The organism is Micromonospora sp. NPDC005206, from assembly GCF_040608175.1.
Classification (GTDB): domain Bacteria; phylum Actinomycetota; class Actinomycetes; order Mycobacteriales; family Micromonosporaceae; genus Micromonospora.
On sequence record NZ_JBEXHU010000004.1, the window covers coordinates 209,444 to 224,770 of the forward strand.

The 15,327-nt window shown below is 69.6% G+C and carries 17 protein-coding genes and 1 tRNA gene; 12 read left to right on the forward strand and 6 right to left on the reverse strand.

The window, feature by feature from the left end; all coding sequences use genetic code 11:
* Positions 1-9: 9 nt before the first annotated feature.
* Positions 10-156, forward strand: coding sequence for a hypothetical protein (locus tag ABZU69_RS07085; RefSeq protein ID WP_354963483.1), 147 nt, complete (start codon positions 10-12; stop codon positions 154-156).
* A 97-nt stretch (positions 157-253) separates the two neighbouring features.
* A complete protein-coding gene (locus ABZU69_RS07090) occupies positions 254-1,942 on the forward strand; it encodes a S8 family serine peptidase (RefSeq protein ID WP_354963484.1) in 1,689 nt (562 codons plus the stop codon).
* A 246-nt stretch (positions 1,943-2,188) separates the two neighbouring features.
* Here the strand turns inward: ABZU69_RS07090 and ABZU69_RS07095 are convergent, their stop codons facing one another.
* Together ABZU69_RS07095 and ABZU69_RS07100 are read right to left on the reverse strand one after the other, a co-directional pair.
* Complete coding sequence (locus ABZU69_RS07095) at positions 2,189-3,328, reverse strand: hypothetical protein (protein WP_354963485.1); 1,140 nt, start codon at positions 3,326-3,328, stop codon at positions 2,189-2,191.
* 213 nt (positions 3,329-3,541) lie between these two features.
* The gene (locus tag ABZU69_RS07100; protein ID WP_354963664.1) at positions 3,542-4,150 is read right to left on the reverse strand and encodes a helix-turn-helix domain-containing protein; all 609 of its coding nucleotides are present in this window, start codon (positions 4,148-4,150) and stop codon (positions 3,542-3,544) included.
* A gap of 165 nt (positions 4,151-4,315) precedes the next feature.
* On the opposite strand from ABZU69_RS07100, the gene cysS reads away from it, so the two are divergent.
* Positions 4,316-5,731, forward strand: a complete 1,416-nt coding sequence (cysS, locus tag ABZU69_RS07105; protein WP_354963486.1) for a cysteine--tRNA ligase — start codon at positions 4,316-4,318, stop codon at positions 5,729-5,731.
* Positions 5,731-6,861 (forward strand): 23S rRNA (guanosine(2251)-2'-O)-methyltransferase RlmB, encoded by a 1,131-nt coding sequence (gene rlmB / locus ABZU69_RS07110; protein ID WP_354963487.1) that lies wholly within the window; start codon positions 5,731-5,733, stop codon positions 6,859-6,861. Before cysS ends, rlmB begins: the two co-directional genes overlap by 1 nt.
* Positions 6,862-7,001: 140 nt before the next feature.
* On the opposite strand, the gene ugpC is transcribed toward rlmB, so the two are convergent.
* Positions 7,002-8,093: a sn-glycerol-3-phosphate ABC transporter ATP-binding protein UgpC gene (gene ugpC, locus ABZU69_RS07115; RefSeq protein ID WP_354963488.1), complete on the reverse strand. Its 1,092-nt coding sequence runs from the start codon at positions 8,091-8,093 to the stop codon at positions 7,002-7,004.
* Positions 8,094-8,444: 351 nt separating this feature from the next.
* Between ugpC and ABZU69_RS07120 the strand changes: the two genes are divergently transcribed.
* A tRNA-Thr gene (locus ABZU69_RS07120) sits at positions 8,445-8,521 on the forward strand.
* A gap of 73 nt (positions 8,522-8,594) precedes the next feature.
* Here ABZU69_RS07120 and ABZU69_RS07125 read toward each other — a convergent pair.
* Positions 8,595-8,822 (reverse strand): hypothetical protein, encoded by a 228-nt coding sequence (locus ABZU69_RS07125; RefSeq protein WP_354963489.1) that lies wholly within the window; start codon positions 8,820-8,822, stop codon positions 8,595-8,597.
* 88 nt (positions 8,823-8,910) lie between these two features.
* Here ABZU69_RS07125 and ABZU69_RS07130 point away from each other — a divergent pair, with 88 nt between their 5' ends.
* Both ABZU69_RS07130 and ABZU69_RS07135 read left to right on the forward strand, forming a co-directional pair.
* Positions 8,911-9,558: a 2'-5' RNA ligase family protein gene (locus ABZU69_RS07130; protein ID WP_354963490.1), complete on the forward strand. Its 648-nt coding sequence runs from the start codon at positions 8,911-8,913 to the stop codon at positions 9,556-9,558.
* Positions 9,559-9,595: 37 nt separating this feature from the next.
* Positions 9,596-9,844, forward strand: coding sequence for a hypothetical protein (locus ABZU69_RS07135; RefSeq protein WP_354963491.1), 249 nt, complete (start codon positions 9,596-9,598; stop codon positions 9,842-9,844).
* 86 nt (positions 9,845-9,930) lie between these two features.
* Here ABZU69_RS07135 and ABZU69_RS07140 read toward each other — a convergent pair whose 3' ends face one another.
* Positions 9,931-10,335 (reverse strand): hypothetical protein, encoded by a 405-nt coding sequence (locus tag ABZU69_RS07140; protein WP_354963492.1) that lies wholly within the window; start codon positions 10,333-10,335, stop codon positions 9,931-9,933.
* A gap of 834 nt (positions 10,336-11,169) precedes the next feature.
* Between ABZU69_RS07140 and ABZU69_RS07145 the strand changes: the two genes are divergently transcribed.
* Positions 11,170-11,682, forward strand: a complete 513-nt coding sequence (locus ABZU69_RS07145) for a membrane lipoprotein lipid attachment site-containing protein (protein ID WP_354963493.1) — start codon at positions 11,170-11,172, stop codon at positions 11,680-11,682.
* A gap of 20 nt (positions 11,683-11,702) precedes the next feature.
* Positions 11,703-12,035: a hypothetical protein gene (locus tag ABZU69_RS07150; RefSeq protein WP_354963494.1), complete on the forward strand. Its 333-nt coding sequence runs from the start codon at positions 11,703-11,705 to the stop codon at positions 12,033-12,035.
* Positions 12,036-12,918: 883 nt separating this feature from the next.
* Here ABZU69_RS07150 and ABZU69_RS07155 read toward each other — a convergent pair.
* On the reverse strand, positions 12,919-13,362 hold the full coding sequence (locus ABZU69_RS07155) for an HIT domain-containing protein (RefSeq protein WP_354963495.1): 444 nt from the start codon (positions 13,360-13,362) through the stop codon (positions 12,919-12,921).
* A 378-nt stretch (positions 13,363-13,740) separates the two neighbouring features.
* On the opposite strand from ABZU69_RS07155, the gene ABZU69_RS07160 reads away from it, so the two are divergent.
* Genes ABZU69_RS07160 through ABZU69_RS07170 form a run of 3 tightly spaced genes read left to right on the forward strand, consistent with a single transcriptional unit; the run spans position 13,741 to position 15,271 of the window.
* Positions 13,741-14,139 carry an AraC family transcriptional regulator gene (locus tag ABZU69_RS07160; protein ID WP_354963496.1) on the forward strand — a complete coding sequence of 133 codons (399 nt, stop codon included), beginning with the start codon at positions 13,741-13,743 and terminating at the stop codon, positions 14,137-14,139.
* A 35-nt stretch (positions 14,140-14,174) separates the two neighbouring features.
* Entirely contained in the window at positions 14,175-14,594 is a 420-nt protein-coding gene (locus ABZU69_RS07165) for a VOC family protein (protein ID WP_354963497.1), read from the forward strand.
* Between the two features lie 11 nt (positions 14,595-14,605).
* Positions 14,606-15,271 (forward strand): DUF998 domain-containing protein, encoded by a 666-nt coding sequence (locus tag ABZU69_RS07170; protein WP_354963498.1) that lies wholly within the window; start codon positions 14,606-14,608, stop codon positions 15,269-15,271.
* Positions 15,272-15,327: the final 56 nt, after the last annotated feature.

The window sequence follows — 15,327 nt, forward strand, 5'->3', positions numbered from 1 at the left end:
GTGTCCACGATGGCTGACCCGCCGGCAGCGCTGGCCGACCTGCCCGGTGTGCCGTCTGACCTGCCCGCCATGCCGTCCGACCGGCCACTGACGCCGCCCGATGTGCCGGAATTGCGCGTCGATCCGGGTGGGGCACGCGTCGACCCGGGTGGATGAAGGAGAGATTCACCGCCATAGCGGGCGTTCAGCTGGCGTAAATCCGTCGGGTGTTGTGTGATGGCTGCCACGTCCCTCAACGAGAGGATCCGATGTGGTGAGCAAGCGCTTCACCGCCGGTGCCGTCGCGACCGCGACAGTGCTGGCACTTACGGCGACGGGGTTGGGTGTACCGGCCAGCGCCGCGCCGACCAGCTCCGGCACCTTCACGGTCGTCGCCGAGGACGGCGTCGCCGCCGACACGGCGATCGCGGCGATCCGCGCGGCCGGCGGCACGGTGGTGTCCCGGTCCGACGAGGTCGGCATGTTCCAGGTCACCAGCGACCGGGCGGACTTCGCCGCACGGGCGACCGCCGCCCCGACGCTGATCGGCGCCACCGAGCAGAAGGCCATCGGCCGTAAGCCGAAGCTGGATCGGGTCGAGCAGGAAAACCAGCTGATGGCCGCCAAGGCCGCCGCCGGTGCCGCTGCCAAGAAGGGCGCCAGGCTGGACCCGCTCGACGAGAAGCTCTGGGGCCTGGAGATGATCCGGGCCGACAAGGCGCGCAAGATCGAGCCAGGTGACCGTCGGGTGACCGTCGGCGTGCTGGACACCGGCGTCGACGCCAGCAACCCGGACATCGCGCCGAACTTCAACTGGGCGCTGTCGCGCAACTTCGCGCCGGACATGACCGACGTGGACGGCGCCTGCGAGGTGCCGAGCTGCCTCGACCCGGTCGGCACCGACGACGGCGGGCACGGCACCCACGTGGCCGGCACCATCGGCGCCGCGGCGAACGGCTTCGGCCTCTCCGGCGTCGCCCCGAACGTCTCGCTGGTCGAACTGAAGGGTGGCCAGGACTCCGGCTACTTCTTCCTCGACCCGGTGGTCAACGCCCTGGTCTACGCCGGCCGGTCCGGGATCGACGTGGTCAACATGTCGTTCTACGTCGACCCGTGGCTCTACAACTGCACCGCCAACCCCGCCGACTCGCCGGAGGACCAGGCCGAGCAGCGGGCCATCATCAAGGCGATGAAGCGGGCGCTGGTCTTCGCCCACAACAAGGGCGTCACCCTGGTCGGGGCGCTCGGCAACAACAACGAGGACCTCGGCGCCCCGCGCACCGACGTCACCAGCCCGGACTACGGCGCCGACCCGTACCCGCGCCCGATCGACAACGAGAGCTGCTGGGACCTGCCCACCGAGGGCCCGCACGTGATCGGCGTGTCGTCGATCGGCCCGTCCGGCAAGAAGTCGGACTTCTCCAACTACGGCACCGAGCAGATCTCGGTCGCCGCGCCGGGCGGTTGGTTCCGGGACGGATTCGGCACCGACACGTTCCGCACGGACGCCAACATGATCCTCTCGTCGTACCCGAAGCACGTGCTCCAGGAGGAGGGCTCGGTCGACGCCGCCGGCAACATCGTCGCCGGCTTCGAGCAGTCGGTCTTCAAGCAGTGCAAGGCCAACGGTGAGTGTGGCTACTACACCTACCTCCAGGGCACCTCGATGGCGTCCCCGCACGCCGCCGGCGTCGCCGCGCTGATCGTCAGCCGGTACGGCAAGCCGGAGCGCCGGGGTGGCTTCGGCATGTCGCCGGACCTGGTCGAGCAGCACCTCTACCGGACGGCGGCCGAGCACGCCTGCCCGGAGCCGCGGCTGCAGCAGTACCGCAATGAGGGCCGGGACGAGACCTTCGACGCCTACTGCGCCGGCGGGGTCAACTTCAACGGCTTCTACGGGTACGGGATCGTCGACGCCTACGCGGCGGTGAAGACCCCGCTCAAGCCGAACGCCCGACCGTAACGTGATCAGGTGGGGCCCGGTCGACGCAGGTCGACCGGGCCCCGTCGCGTTCCCGGGCCCGGCGGTGCAGGGCGCCGGCTGGCGCGGTGCGCGGCGGCACCTCTTGATCGACTCGAGTTCCTTGAAGGCGGGGTGTCATCGGCGGGCGGACCGCACGATTTCCAGGAACCCGAGTGGACCTTGTCGCCTCGGGTCGCGGCGGCCGCCACGCCCGTACCGCCCCTCGCCCTGGTCCGGGTAGGGGCGTCACCTGCGCCATCCCCGATCGGTCAGCGCGCCGCGCACCTCGCGGAGCACCGCCGGGAACTCGGCGTGCAGGCGTCGGCTGGTCACGTGCAGCACCAGCCACCCGGCGCCGACGAGCAGGTTCAGCCGGCGGCGATCGCGGTGCAGCTGGTCAGCGTCGGCGTGCCACTGCCCGTCGTACTCGACGGCTACCCGGTACTCCGGCCAGGCCAGGTCGGGATGCAGGACGACGCCGTTGGGCAGGGGTACCGGATGCTGGACGACCGGTCGCGGCAGCCCACCAAGCGCCAGCCGGACGCGCAGGTGCGACTCCGGCGGAGATTCTGCCCCGCCATCAGCCAGATCGAAGAGCCACCGTGCCCGTCGCCCACCGGGCAGGTTCGCGTTGCGAGCGGCCACGTCGGCCAGCGTGTCGCGATTGGTCAGCCCTAGCCCGAGCAGCGCGTCGACGATGGCGACCGCGCGGATCGGATCGAGCCAGACGGCGGTCTCCCAGGCAGCTCGCCCGGGGTCGGAACGGGGGATCGCGCCGCCCGGGTCCCAGACCGGTCCCAGCGCGGCGGCCGCCCCCCGTTCGTCGCCCGGTCTGACCGCCACCGTGCTGCCCGGCCTGGCCGCCGCCGCACGCTGCCGGGGCGGTTGCCGTGTCGGGCGTGGTGACAGTCCTGCTCCCGCCGGTGAAAGCCCTGCCGCTGGTGAAAGCCCGGCCGATGGTAGGCGTCCTGATTCCCGCGGACGTCCTGTCTGCGCAGGGGTCGCGGCCTCCTCTCGCGGGCGGACGTCGAGGGGCGGGGTGATGGCATTGGCGTGCACGCGCAGGCCGCGCTGTGCGCCGATCCGCAGCGGTCTGGGCACGAGGACGTGAACGTCGTCGGTGAAGGCGGCGGCGTGTTCGACGCCGTGCAGGTATGCGGCCGACGGGCCTCCGACCGCCACCCCGGGTGGTAGCCGGAGGAGGGCAGCGCGACAGGCCAGGGTGTGGTCCCGGTCGAGCCGCGCGTCGGCGTAGACGTCGTGGCGCAGTCGCACCCAGGCGGCGCTGCGCAGTTGGTGCTCGGTGAGCAGGCCATCCCGGATCGCGTCGGAGCCGCGGAAGACCTGCCAGGTCAGAGTCTCGGGTCGGTGCGGACGTGGCGGCATGCCAGGCAGCGTGCCGACCGCCGAGTGGCCGCCGAAACCCCTGTGGACAACCCCGACCGGACGTCCGACCGGTCCCTGTGGACAACCGCGGATCGACCGGCCGATCTTGCTATGGCACAGGTGGTGATCGACTCGCGTTCCTGGAAGTCGGGCTGTCGCGGCCACCCGGACACCACGATGTCCGGGAACCCGAGTCGACCAAGCCGCAGCGTGTCAGCGGAGGGCGGTGGCGACGGCCGTGGCGGCGGCAAGGACCTGGGTGCCGACCGTCTCGACGTCCAGCGGGGCGAGCGCGACCACGCCGACACTCGCCTCCAGTCCGGGTACGCCGAGCACCGGCGCGGCCACCCCGTACGCGCCGGACTGCAACTCGCCGCTGCTGCTCACCGGTCCCGCCGCCCCGGCACGCCCGGCCAGGATGGCCCGGCCCGCCGCCCCCAGGTCCAGCGGATGCCGCGCCCCGGTCCGGTACGCGACGTGGAACGACGTCCAGCTCGGCTCGACCACGGCCAGGGCGACGCCTTCGCCACCCTCGACCACGGTCAGGTGTGCCGTGGCGCCGGCATGCTCGGCGAGCCGGCGCAGGGCGGGCAGCGCTCCCTCGGCCAGCAGCGGCTGGGCGCGCCGGGCCAGGTGCAGCACTCCCGCGCCGAGGCGGAGGCGGCCGTCGGCGTCGCGGCGCAGCATTCCGTGCCCGGTCAACGGGCCGACCAGCCGGTAGACGGCCGCTCGCCCGATGCCGAGCTGGTTCGCCACCTCGGTGACGGTCAGCCCGGCCGGCGCTTCGGCGACCAGGTGCAGCAGCCGTAACCCGCGGTCCAGGGTCTGTGCCGTCTCGCCGGCCCGCCCGACAACCGCGTCGGCTCGGCCGGCGGGGGCGCTGGGGCTGGCCGGCGGCTCACCGGGGCGTGCGGTCGCATCCACGCCTGGCAGCGTACGACCCGGCACCGGCGGACCCGGACAGGCGTGGACGGCTACCCTTGTACGGTGACGCTACGCCTGTATGACACCGCCACCCGATCGGTGCGGGACTTCGTCCCGCGGGAAGCCGGCAAGGTGGGGGTCTACCTGTGTGGTCTCACTCTCCAGGCCCCGCCACACATCGGTCACCTTCGCTCTGGCGTCAACTACGACGTGCTGCGCCGCTGGTTGCTGACCGCCGGCTACCAGGTCACGTTCATCCGCAACGTGACCGACATCGACGACAAGATCCTGGTCAAGGCGGGGGAGCAGGGCCGGCCGTTCTGGTCCATCGCGTACGCCAACGAGCTGATCCTCGCCGAGTCGTACCGGGCGTTGAACGTGTTGGCGCCCACCTACGAGCCCCGCGCCACCGGGCACATCCCCGAGATGCACGAGCTGATCACCAAGTTGATCGCCGACGGGCACGCCTACCCGGCCACCGACGGCTCCGGCGACGTCTACTTCGACGTGGCCTCCTGGCCGGCGTACGGGTCGCTGTCGGGTCAGTCGCCGGACGCGATGCAGTCGGCCGGTGACGCGCCGGACCGGGGCAAGCGCGACCCGCGCGACTTCGCGCTCTGGAAGGGCGCCAAGCCCGACGAGCCGGCGGACGCCTACTGGCCCTCGCCGTGGGGGCTGGGCCGCCCGGGCTGGCACATCGAGTGCTCGGCGATGTGCTGGCGCTACCTGGGCCCGGAGTTCGACATCCACGGCGGCGGGCTCGACCTCACCTTCCCGCACCACGAGAACGAGATCGCCCAGTCCCAGGCGGCCGGGCTGCCGTTCGCCCGCCACTGGGTGCACCACGGGCTGCTCAGCATCGGCGGAGCCAAGATGGGCAAGTCCGCCGGCAACGCGCTGGGCCTGGCGTACGTGGACTCGCTCGGGGTGCGGCCCGTCGAGCTGCGCTACTACTACGCCGCAGCGCACTACCGCTCGATGATCGACTACTCGGAGGACGCGCTGCGCGACGCGGCCACCGCGTACCGCCGGATCGAGGGTTTCGTGCAGCGGGCCGCCGAGCGGGTCGGCGCCGGGCAGTTCGGCGAGCTGCCGAGCGGCTTCGTCGCGGCAATGGACGACGACCTCAACACCTCCGCCGCGCTCGCCGTGCTGCAACAGCAGATCCGGGACGGAAACACCGCGCTGAGCACCGGCGACGATGTGACCGTCCGCACCACCCTGGCCGCAGTACGGGCGATGCTGGATATCCTCGGGATCGACCCCCTCGACCTGGCCTGGACCGGTGGCGGCCGCTCGGATGATCTGCGTGCCGTGGTGGACTCCCTGATCGCGCTGGCCCTGGAGCAGCGCGCACAGGCCCGGGGCCGCAAGGACTGGACTGCCGCCGACGCGGTACGCGACCAGCTCAAGCTGGCCGGCGTGGTGGTCGAGGACACACCCCAGGGCCCCCGTTGGACTATTGGAGAGCAGGACTGATGGCCGGCAACTCGCAGCGCCGTGGCCGGCGACTGACGCCGAAGGCGGGCGCCCCCAAGGGCACCGGCGGCAAGAACAAGGATTCGCTGGCCGGGCGGGGGCGCACCCTGCCCGCCGACGAGCGGCCGTGGCACAAGGGCTACTCGGGCACCGAGAAGCTGCCCCAGCGCACCGCCTGGAAGCAGGACAAGGAGCGCCGGGCGGCGGCCGAGGAGGGGCGTGCCCCGAAGATCGGCCAGCCCGGCAGCAAGGACACCACCTGGGGCAAGGGCGGTGGCCGGGGCGTTCCGGTCAACCGGGGCGGCACCGGCGGCCGGGGCGGCAAGCCCGCAGGTCGGTCCGGCCCGCGGGTCACGCCGGGGCGCAAGTCCAACCCGGCCAGGGACACTCCGGAGCTGCTGGTCGGGCGCAACCCGGTGCTGGAGGCGCTGCGCGCCCAGGTGCCGGCGACGGCGCTCTACACCGCCCAGGGCATCGACGTGGACGACCGGATCAACGAGATCATCCGGACCGCCGCCGACCGGGGCATCGCCAACCTGGAGATCAGCCGGGCCGAGCTGGACCGGATGACCGGCGGGGTGCTGCACCAGGGCGTCGGGTTGCAGGTGCCGCCGTTCGCGTACCAGCCGTTCGAGGACATGGTGGCCGCGGCCCTGGAGCAGCAGGCCCCGCTGCTGGTCGCGCTGGACGGTGTCACCGACCCGCGCAACCTGGGCGCGGTGATCCGCTCGGCCGCCGCGTTCGGCGCGCAGGGTGTCTTCGTACCCGAGCGTCGTGCCGCCGGGATCACGGCGACCGCCTGGCGGACCAGTGCCGGCGCGGCCGCGCGGGTGCCGGTGGCGCAGGTCACCAACCTGACCCGATCGCTGAAGGCGTGCCGCGACGCCGGCTTCATTGTCATCGGTCTGGACGCCGACGGTGACACCGAGCTCTACGACCTGGAGGCCGCCGTCGGCCCGCTGGTGGTCGTGGTCGGCTCCGAGGGGCGCGGGCTTTCCCGGCTGGTCGGGGAGACCTGCGACCTGACCGTCAGCATCCCGATGATCTCCGAGGTCGAGTCGCTCAACGCCAGCGTGGCCGCCGCGGTCACCCTGGCCGAGGTCGCCCGCCGACGCGCCGCCGAGCAGTAGACGAGCGTCATCGAGGCCCCGTTCCCCGCATACTCCGGGGGACGGGGCCTCATCGTGTCCGGCGGCGGGATCGACCGGGTCCGGAGATGCCACAGGGGCGGCCCGCCGAAGCGGACCGCCCCTGTCGGTACGGCGTTACGTCAGATCCGGCTGCCGGTGGTGGCGTGGAAGACGTGGCTGCGGCCGGTGCGCGGCTTGACGAACACGGTGTCACCCATGTTCGGCATGCTGCGTCGGTCGGTGCGGACGACGAAGCGCTCCGAGTTGCCACCCAGCGCGGCGTGACCGTAGATGTTGGCGTCCGAGCCGAGGTCCTCGACGAGTTCGACCACGACCGGCATGCCACCCTCGGTCGGGCTGACCAGGTCGCAGTCCTCCGGGCGGAAGCCCACCGTCACCTTGCCGTCGCCGCCCTCGGCGCGGGCCGCCTCGACCTGCTCGCGCGTCAGCGGGATCTGCAGCTCGGCGAACTCGGCGCCCTGCTCGTTCAGCGGCACGGTCTTGATGTTCATGGCGGGGGAGCCCATGAAACCGGCGACGAAGACGTTGGCCGGGGTGTCGTAGAGCGCCCGCGGGGTGTCCACCTGCTGGAGGACGCCATCCAAGAGCACCGCGACCCGGTGGCCCATGGTCATGGCCTCGACCTGGTCGTGCGTGACGTAGACCGTGGTGACGCCCAGCTTGGCCTGCAGCGACGCGATCTGGGTACGGGTCTGCACGCGCAGCTTGGCGTCGAGGTTCGACAGCGGCTCGTCCATGAGGAAGACCTGCGGCTCGCGGACGATCGCCCGGCCCATCGCGACGCGCTGACGCTGACCACCGGAGAGCGCCTTCGGCTTGCGGCCGAGGTACTCCTCCAGCTGGAGCAGCCCGGCCGCCTCCTTCACCCGCCGGTCGATCTCCGACTTGGAGGTCTTGCGCAGCTTGAGGGCGAACGCCATGTTCTCGTACACCGTCATGTGCGGGTAGAGGGCGTAGTTCTGGAAGACCATCGCGATGTCGCGGGCCTTGGGGGGCAGGTGGGTCACGTCACGCTGGTCGATGTAGATCGAGCCGGCGTCGACGTCCTCCAGCCCGGCGAGCATGCGCAGGCTGGTGGACTTGCCACAACCGGAGGGGCCGACCAGGACGAGGAACTCGCCGTCGCCGATCTCGAGGTCCAGCTCGTTGACGGCGGGACGCTCGGTGCCCGGGTAGATTCGGGACGCCTTGGAATAGGTGACCGTAGCCATGGTGAAGCGCTTCCTTTCACCGGCAGGAACGTGCCGGACGATCCGAGTGAAGGAGCGACCGGCACATGTCCGTGCCGGTCAACGGACGGCGGGCCGATCGCGTGGCGGCCGGCCTGTCGTCCGTGTCACTGCACCGTAAACGGGTTTCCCCGCGCTGCCAAGGCGGGGGCGCACCGGAAGTGGCGCACGGCCTACGCAATACGGTCAGTCGGGCACGGTCATGCATCAATCGACGCATGGCGCGTCCGTGGGAGGCCGTATTGGCGTCGGGTTGTTGACGTTTCCCGTGCTCGGGAGCCCTCGCGAGCGGGATATCCAGACGTCACTCGCTATGCTGACTTCGACGCACGCGCCCCTGTAGCTCAGCTGGCCAGAGCACTCGCCTTGTAAGCGAGATGTCGCCGGTTCGATCCCGGCCGGGGGCTCCAATTCCACCAGGCATTTCCCGACGGGCACTGCCATGGGTCGGCCGGTTGACAGCAACGCTGACAGCAACGCGATTCACGAGAGCTTCCCGTCGAGCTTGCAAAGCGCCTGACGCATCGCATCGAGGTTGGCGTGAGCGTAGACCTTGAGGGTGATCTTTACATCGGCGTGCCGGAGATCGTGCAGGCGGACACCAGGCAGTCCGGCGGCCTCGCGGAGCCGGGCGAACGAGCGGCTGAGGTTGGTGGGCTCTATGGGGGTGCCCCGCTTCGAGGGAAAGACAAGGTCATGGTCCTCCCACACCTCGGCGAGTGCGGCCCGCGACGACTACGACGTGACGCAACAACCCGAGGACGCAGAGGGCCTCTCAGACCTCTAGGCAGGGAAGAAGATGCCCCCTCCGATCGAGCACGTCGACAAGATGAAGGACCACTGGTGGTGGCGGCCAGGCTGGCGTGCGGGCCGGCACTTCTACGCCTGCCACTTCACGATGGGCGAGTACGCCAAGCTCGGGGAGCTGGTGCAGCGCTACCAGATGGCACTACGACCGTTTCCCGGGCTCGACCTCATCCCCTCAACGTGGCTTCACCTGACCATGCAGGGGATCGGATTCGTGGACGACCTGGACGATGAGCAGGTCGCCCGGTTGACCTACGGGATCAGGGAAGAGCTTGCAGAGCTACCCGCACCGGTCGTCACCTTCCACCGCCCTGTCGTCAGACCGGAGGCTGTCTACCTGCCTGCGAACCCGCCAACACCCATCGCGGCGGTACGTCACGCGGTAAGAGATGTCATCAGCCGCGTCCTGGGCACCGGCAACGTCGAGCTGGCACCCGAGCACGTCCAGGGCTACCGCCCTCATGTGAGCCTTGCCTACTCCAACACAGCGCAAGCCGCGGAACCCGTCGCGGCAGCGCTGGCACGAGTGGAGGCGAAGCCGGTCGTGGTGACTCTTCAGCATCTAGGGCTCCTTGAGTTCCACCGCGACTACCGGATGTATCAGTGGATCCGGTCGGAGCAGGTGCGTATCGGGCGGTGACCAGCGCGATGCATTAGAACGTTTGTACGATCTTCTTGTGAAGGAGCTGGTGGAGCGCTGGTGGAACGGGACTTGGGGGCGATTGACCCGGCGTGACGTGTGGCTCGCCCGCGAGGTCCGGTGGCACGTCGTCGCCAGGTCCGGCGACTCAGAGACGGGCAAGGTGCTGCGGTGGGAGTTCGACACCGAGGACGAGGCCCGGCAGATGGTGAAGCGTCTCGTCCAGGCCGACGGCGGCCAGTGGCGCGAGCAGACCGGCGACGCAGCTACACAGCCCCCGAGGTGAGTCCGGCCGGCTGCCGGCGATGTCGAGTCTCAGGACCTCTGTGACGGATTAGTCTCGGGACCTTCGTGACAGATGCGGCTAGACGATCAGGTAGCCGGCGCGGAGAAGGCGATTAGGGCGGTGCCCGCCACGAGCACGATGATGCCGGTCACCCAACCGATGAGCAGGCCCAGTCCAAGGCCGCGATCGCCGCGTATGACCATCACACTGCCCGTCACGGCGCAGCAGGCGAACAAGGCCAGCTGAAGGAGTATTACCAGGCAGTCCACCATGAACAGCGAGTCCGGGCTTGCGTTGTAGACAAACGTGTAGAACGAGAGAAGCCATAGGCCGCTTGCGGGCAGGTGGCCGGCGAGGGCGATGCCGATACCGGCGGAGATCCGCCCACGTTTGGCCGACGGTGAGCGTGGCGGCAACTCCGCGGGCAGCGGTGGTGCCCCTTGCGGTCCTGTCTGCTCCGGATCCGTGCAAGGCGGTGGCGGAGTGGCCATCACAAGCAGCCTGCTCGGCTGAGTCTCACCAGCCACGCCCTGCCACCGCTTGGAGAAGTCCGGAGCATGCCCGAAGCCTACGGAGAGCTGATGGGGGCGTTTGCCCCGCCGCCGACACCGCCGCGCTACTCGGCCCAACGCCTAGTGGATGGAGCTGAGATGCGTCGCGGATCCCAGGCTCCGCAGAGCGTCACGCAGGTCCCGAGACCGATCTGTCACGCAGGTCCCGAGACAGGACAGCCGGCTGCCGGCGAAGTGGTTCAAAGTTTCTGTGCGTCTGCAAGGCGGCCCTGAACGGGCCGCACGCGCCGTCGCCAGGGCGCGCGGCCTGCACTCCGCTGCCGCTCCGCTCCGGCCACGCAACACGCCCAGCGGCTGGCGCGGAAGCGGGAAAGCCCGGAGGGCCGCCGCAGAACGACAGGGCGTTGGGGGCGAGAGTTGGTGGGCCGGCAGCCGGCCGGGGCGCGGCGGCCGTCGTGCCGGAGCGCCGTTGGACGGGTCACCGCCGGCCGTGGTGGGGATGCGGCGCGGAGGATGCGGGGCCGCCCCTCCGGCCTCAAGGGCGCTTCGCATCGCTGCGCGACGGCCCTGCGGGCCGCCCTTGACCCCGCAGCCTCTGCGACCCCTCGGGCCGGCGTTGCCAAGGCGGGGCCTGCCCGTGATGCTCGCGCCGCATCCCCACCACGGCCTCATCGCGCGTCGACCCATCGCGGCGTTCCAACGAGCCGTCAAGGTGACCTTCACGCAGGTCCAGAGGCAATCAGCAAGCGCCGTTGCCCAACGACGGCGCACGTGATTTGTGCCTGATGATCGATCGCGCTCACGATGACAGGCATGCGCAAGCTTGTACTCGCGATCCTTCTGCTCGCGATGCTCACCGGCTGCTTCGGGGAGTCATGCCGCACCTACGCGCCCGCGGCGTCGATGACGCCGGCCGACGTCGTTGGATCTTGGCAGCATGAAGCGAGTGGTGCACTCCTGCACTTCGCGGCCGACGGCAGTTTCGAGGCGTCAGACATCGCTGAGAGGCTCTATTCGGGTGACCTGGAGAAGTATCGACCGTCACCCTTCGACCAGTCGCGAGACCGCCTGGATGGCTCCGGTACCTGGCAGCTTGAGCGCGACAAGAGCGGGGCGATGTCCGTCATCAATCTACGGATCACCGCACTCTCCGTCGGTCCTCGGACTGTCCCGGAGAGCCGCATTACATCCCTCTATGCCCAACTGAGCGAGTCCACCGTTGTCCTGGGAGGCATTGGCCGGACATACGTGAAGTGCTCGAATGACTGCAAGCCAGCACCCGAGTCGACCGCTCCCGGCGAAGGCCGTCGTAGCCCCACCCGGTAGGGGACAGTGACACCGGTTGGGTGACCAAGTGGGTGACGACGGGTACGACCGAGGCCGGACGCCCATGGACGTTGACGGACCGTTGGGGCAGCTCAGCCTTGCGGCTTGCGCAGCTCCTCGCCGCCCGGTCGTTCTTTCGCACCGAAGAGGTCGTGATCAGGGACAATGCCTCGGTGCGCCACCGTGGCAGCAGCCTTGCCTTCTGGTCTCTGGTGCTAGCGGAGACCTTCGGTGAGGATGCCACCGAGGACCGCCTTGTCAGCGATACCGACCACAAGCGGGCCATCTCGAACCTCTGCCGGCTCCTCCGCGAGTTTCTCGGGCAGCAAGCGTCGACCGTCGACCAGCGCTAAGCGGCGGTGGCCCTGATGCTGTCGACAGCAACGATGACAGCAACAGGGCCAGACGGGTGGGGGCGAGGCCGGAAAGCTGCGGACCAACGCCCGACGTCAAAGACGTGCACGGATCGCGCCGGACGAAGCGCAGAGTTCTTGTAAGCGAGATGTCGCCGGTTCGATCCCGGCCGGGGGCTCCAATATTCCATCGGCTTCTCACGGCGAGCGTCGCCGTGAGCCGGCCGCGACCTTTACGTCGCCTGGTCGAAGTGAGCCCGACACCCAGTGAAGGTCGGGATGGACGTCAGCTGTCGGCCGGGGGCTTGCTAGTAGGGGTCAGAGGGATCGGCGCAGCCGCGCCGGCCGTGAGGTGGAGTGCGCGCAACTCGCCGAGATGTCGGGCAAGCGGGCAGGTTGAACCGCCATCACGCGAACAAAGCTATCGAGCAACCGATGGCGACGAGGGCTCCGTAAAATGGAGCAACTGACCATGAGAGCCACACAGTGGCGTTGGGAAACCAGCGTCTGAGGCGCAATCGGATTCGTTGTCCGCGGGTAGCCGCGGCAGGAACCGGATCGTCGGCGTCAGAAGGGTCGAGTGAGAATAGGGGGACGTTTCGCGTCCCACGCGCTACCGCGTCATAGAGTCGCCGGTATGCCTTCTCCTGCCGCAGGTAATTCGCGTCGAGGAAACCGAACAGGAGTGCGGCTGCGATTCCTAGCGCGGCAACGAGGTCTGCGTTCCGGGTCAATGCGTACCCGTACGTTGCGGTCACCACCGGGAGCAGCCAACCCTTGGCCGTCGAAGATGCTGAGGACATACGCGTCACGACCGCCTGGATGTAGTCCAGGTGCTTCCGCCGATCGTCGGGATCGACGGCTATCACGTCAACCGGTTGCATCACTCCCCACCAACCTTCCGGCACTCGTCTCGGAGTCGCTCCCAGACGTCATCCTTCTGCGTCTCCGAGTAACTGGTTTCTGAGGGCCAAATGCGTCCCATTTGGTCGCCGGACCAGCGGGGGACCACATGGATGTGCAAGTGGGGCACGGTCTGGGTGGCAACCGCGCCGTTCGACTGGATTATGTTCAATCCTTCCGGCTCGGTCGCGCACTTCACCGCATGCGAGAGCTTCAACGTGATGCGCGCCAGGTGGGCGGCGGCTTCTTCGTCCAGTGACCAGATGTCGGGGATGTGATCACGCGGCACCACGAGGGTGTGGCCCAAAGTCGCCGGCTCCAGTGGAAAGAAGGCAACCACGCGCTCGTCGCGATAGACCTCTCGGGTGTCCGGGGTCTCGCGCAGAACGATTTCGCAGAATGGACAGTCGGCCTTGACGTTCATCGTGAACGGATCCCGCCTTGCCCTGACCGCCACTCAAAGTGGGCTGACCTGGCCAAACTACTCCCTCTCCGGATGGGCGTGACTCGCTCGCGTCCCTGGGTGTCGCCCCCTCATGCCCTGCTTTCTTGAGAGTTCGCAAATGCTCGTCCCCGCATCAGGGTAGGGCAGCTGGCGGCTGATACGTATCGCCCAGAACCGACACTCTGCAAGTGCGGCCGAGGAGTGCGGCGTAAAGCATGTCAAAGTATCGCATTATGTCGCTTTGCCCGACCGCGCGCGAGCGGTAACCGTCGGCACCCGCCGTATGCTGGGCGGCAGCACGAGCGTGGGCGGCCGACCCGCGACGATGTCGTCCAGCCAAGGGGTGCACGCGAGCCGATGAGTCGCGCGGTGGAGGAGTCGAACCGGGCGATGCTGCGTGCCCGGGACGCGATGGACCGGGCGTACGCCCAGCCGCTGGACATCCCCGCGCTGGCCCGGATCGCGCACGTCTCCGAGGCGCACTTCATCCGGACCTTCCGGGCCACCTTCGGTGAGACCCCGCACCGCTACCTGCAACGTCGGCGGGTCGAGCGGGCGATGGCGCTGCTGGTGGAGACCGATCGCGACGTGACCGACATCTGTTACGCCGTCGGCTTCGGCAGCCTGGGCACGTTCAGCCGGACGTTCCGGCAGATCGTCGGGGCGTCGCCCTCGGAGTTCCGCCGCCGCTCGGCGCCGGTGAACGTGCCGTCCTGCTTCGCCAAGGCTTGGACCCGACCCAGCAGTTTTGGATAAGCACCAGGTCAGGCACTGCGTCTAGCGTGGTTCCCATGACGATGAACGCGATCAGCCGCTCCCAGATCTACGTCCTCGACCAGGACGAGGCGCTCGACTTCTACGTGAACAAGCTCGGCATGGAGCTCAACACCGACCAGGACCTCGGCTTCATGCGCTGGCTGACGGTCAACCTGCCCGGCGACCCGGAGCGCGAGGTTCTGCTGGAGAAGCCGGGCCCGCCGGCGATGGACCCGGCCACCGCCGCGCAGGTCCGGGAGCTGCTCACCAAGGGTGCACTGGGTGGCTCGCTCTTCATGACCACGGACGACGCCCACAAGACGTACGAGGAACTGGTGGCCAAGGGGGTCGAGATCACCGACGAGCCGACCGAGCGCCCGTACGGGATCGACTTCGGCGTCCGGGATCCGTTCGGCAACCGGATCCGCATCGGCCAGATGTTCCCCCGGGCCTGAGGGGCAGACCGATGAGCCAGGCGGTTCCGCTCTCCGGGGTCCGACCGGCCACCGCCGGCCGGGACCGTGCGTTGCTGGTCGGTGGTGTCGTCGCCGGCCCGATCTTCGCCGGCTCGGCGCTGCTCCAGGCGCTCGCCCGGGACGGCTTCGATTTCCGGCGGCACCCGGTCAGCGTGTTGAGCACCGGTGAGCTGGGCTGGGTCCAGATCGCCACGTTCCTGGCCACCGGGGTGCTGTGCGTGGCGGCCGCCGGGGCGCTCCGGCGCTCCACCGGCGCCGGTTCGGTGTGGCCGTCCCGGCTGCTCGCCCTGTACGGGCTGGGTCTGATGGGCGCGGGGATCTTCAGTGCCGACCCGGCCGACGGGTTTCCCGCCGGCACGCCCCGGGGCGCCGGCCAGATCAGCTGGCACGGCGGCCTGCACTTCCTGGTGGCGGCGGTCTCCTTCGTGTCGCTGATCGTGGCGACGGTGGTGGTCGGCCGGCGGGCGGCGCGGCACGGGGCGCGGGGCAGGGCGGGTTACAGCCTGGCGACCGGCGCGTTCTTCGCGGTGTCCTGGGTGACGCTGATCGTCCGGCCGGCTCCGGCCGTGATGGTGGCCTTCGGCCTGGCGGTGACGGCCGGCTGGCTCTGGGTGTCGGTCACGTTCGCGCGGGCGGCCTCCGGCCGGGTGGACTGAAACGTTTGGCGGCATACCGGGAGGCGCGGGGTAGATCCCGCGCCTCCCGGTGTGCT

Coding starts and splice junctions, on each gene's coding strand:
- ABZU69_RS07085 (WP_354963483.1), top strand. CDS start 10: ATGGCTGACCCGCCGGCAGCGCTGGCCGACCTGCCCGGTGTGCCGTCT.
- ABZU69_RS07095 (WP_354963485.1), bottom strand. CDS start 3,328: ATGCCGCCACGTCCGCACCGACCCGAGACTCTGACCTGGCAGGTCTTC.
- rlmB (WP_354963487.1), top strand. CDS start 5,731: ATGGCCGGCAACTCGCAGCGCCGTGGCCGGCGACTGACGCCGAAGGCG.
- ugpC (WP_354963488.1), bottom strand. CDS start 8,093: ATGGCTACGGTCACCTATTCCAAGGCGTCCCGAATCTACCCGGGCACC.
- ABZU69_RS07130 (WP_354963490.1), top strand. CDS start 8,911: ATGCCCCCTCCGATCGAGCACGTCGACAAGATGAAGGACCACTGGTGG.
- ABZU69_RS07140 (WP_354963492.1), bottom strand. CDS start 10,335: ATGGCCACTCCGCCACCGCCTTGCACGGATCCGGAGCAGACAGGACCG.
- ABZU69_RS07145 (WP_354963493.1), top strand. CDS start 11,170: ATGCGCAAGCTTGTACTCGCGATCCTTCTGCTCGCGATGCTCACCGGC.
- ABZU69_RS07155 (WP_354963495.1), bottom strand. CDS start 13,362: ATGAACGTCAAGGCCGACTGTCCATTCTGCGAAATCGTTCTGCGCGAG.
- ABZU69_RS07160 (WP_354963496.1), top strand. CDS start 13,741: ATGAGTCGCGCGGTGGAGGAGTCGAACCGGGCGATGCTGCGTGCCCGG.
- ABZU69_RS07165 (WP_354963497.1), top strand. CDS start 14,175: ATGACGATGAACGCGATCAGCCGCTCCCAGATCTACGTCCTCGACCAG.
- ABZU69_RS07170 (WP_354963498.1), top strand. CDS start 14,606: ATGAGCCAGGCGGTTCCGCTCTCCGGGGTCCGACCGGCCACCGCCGGC.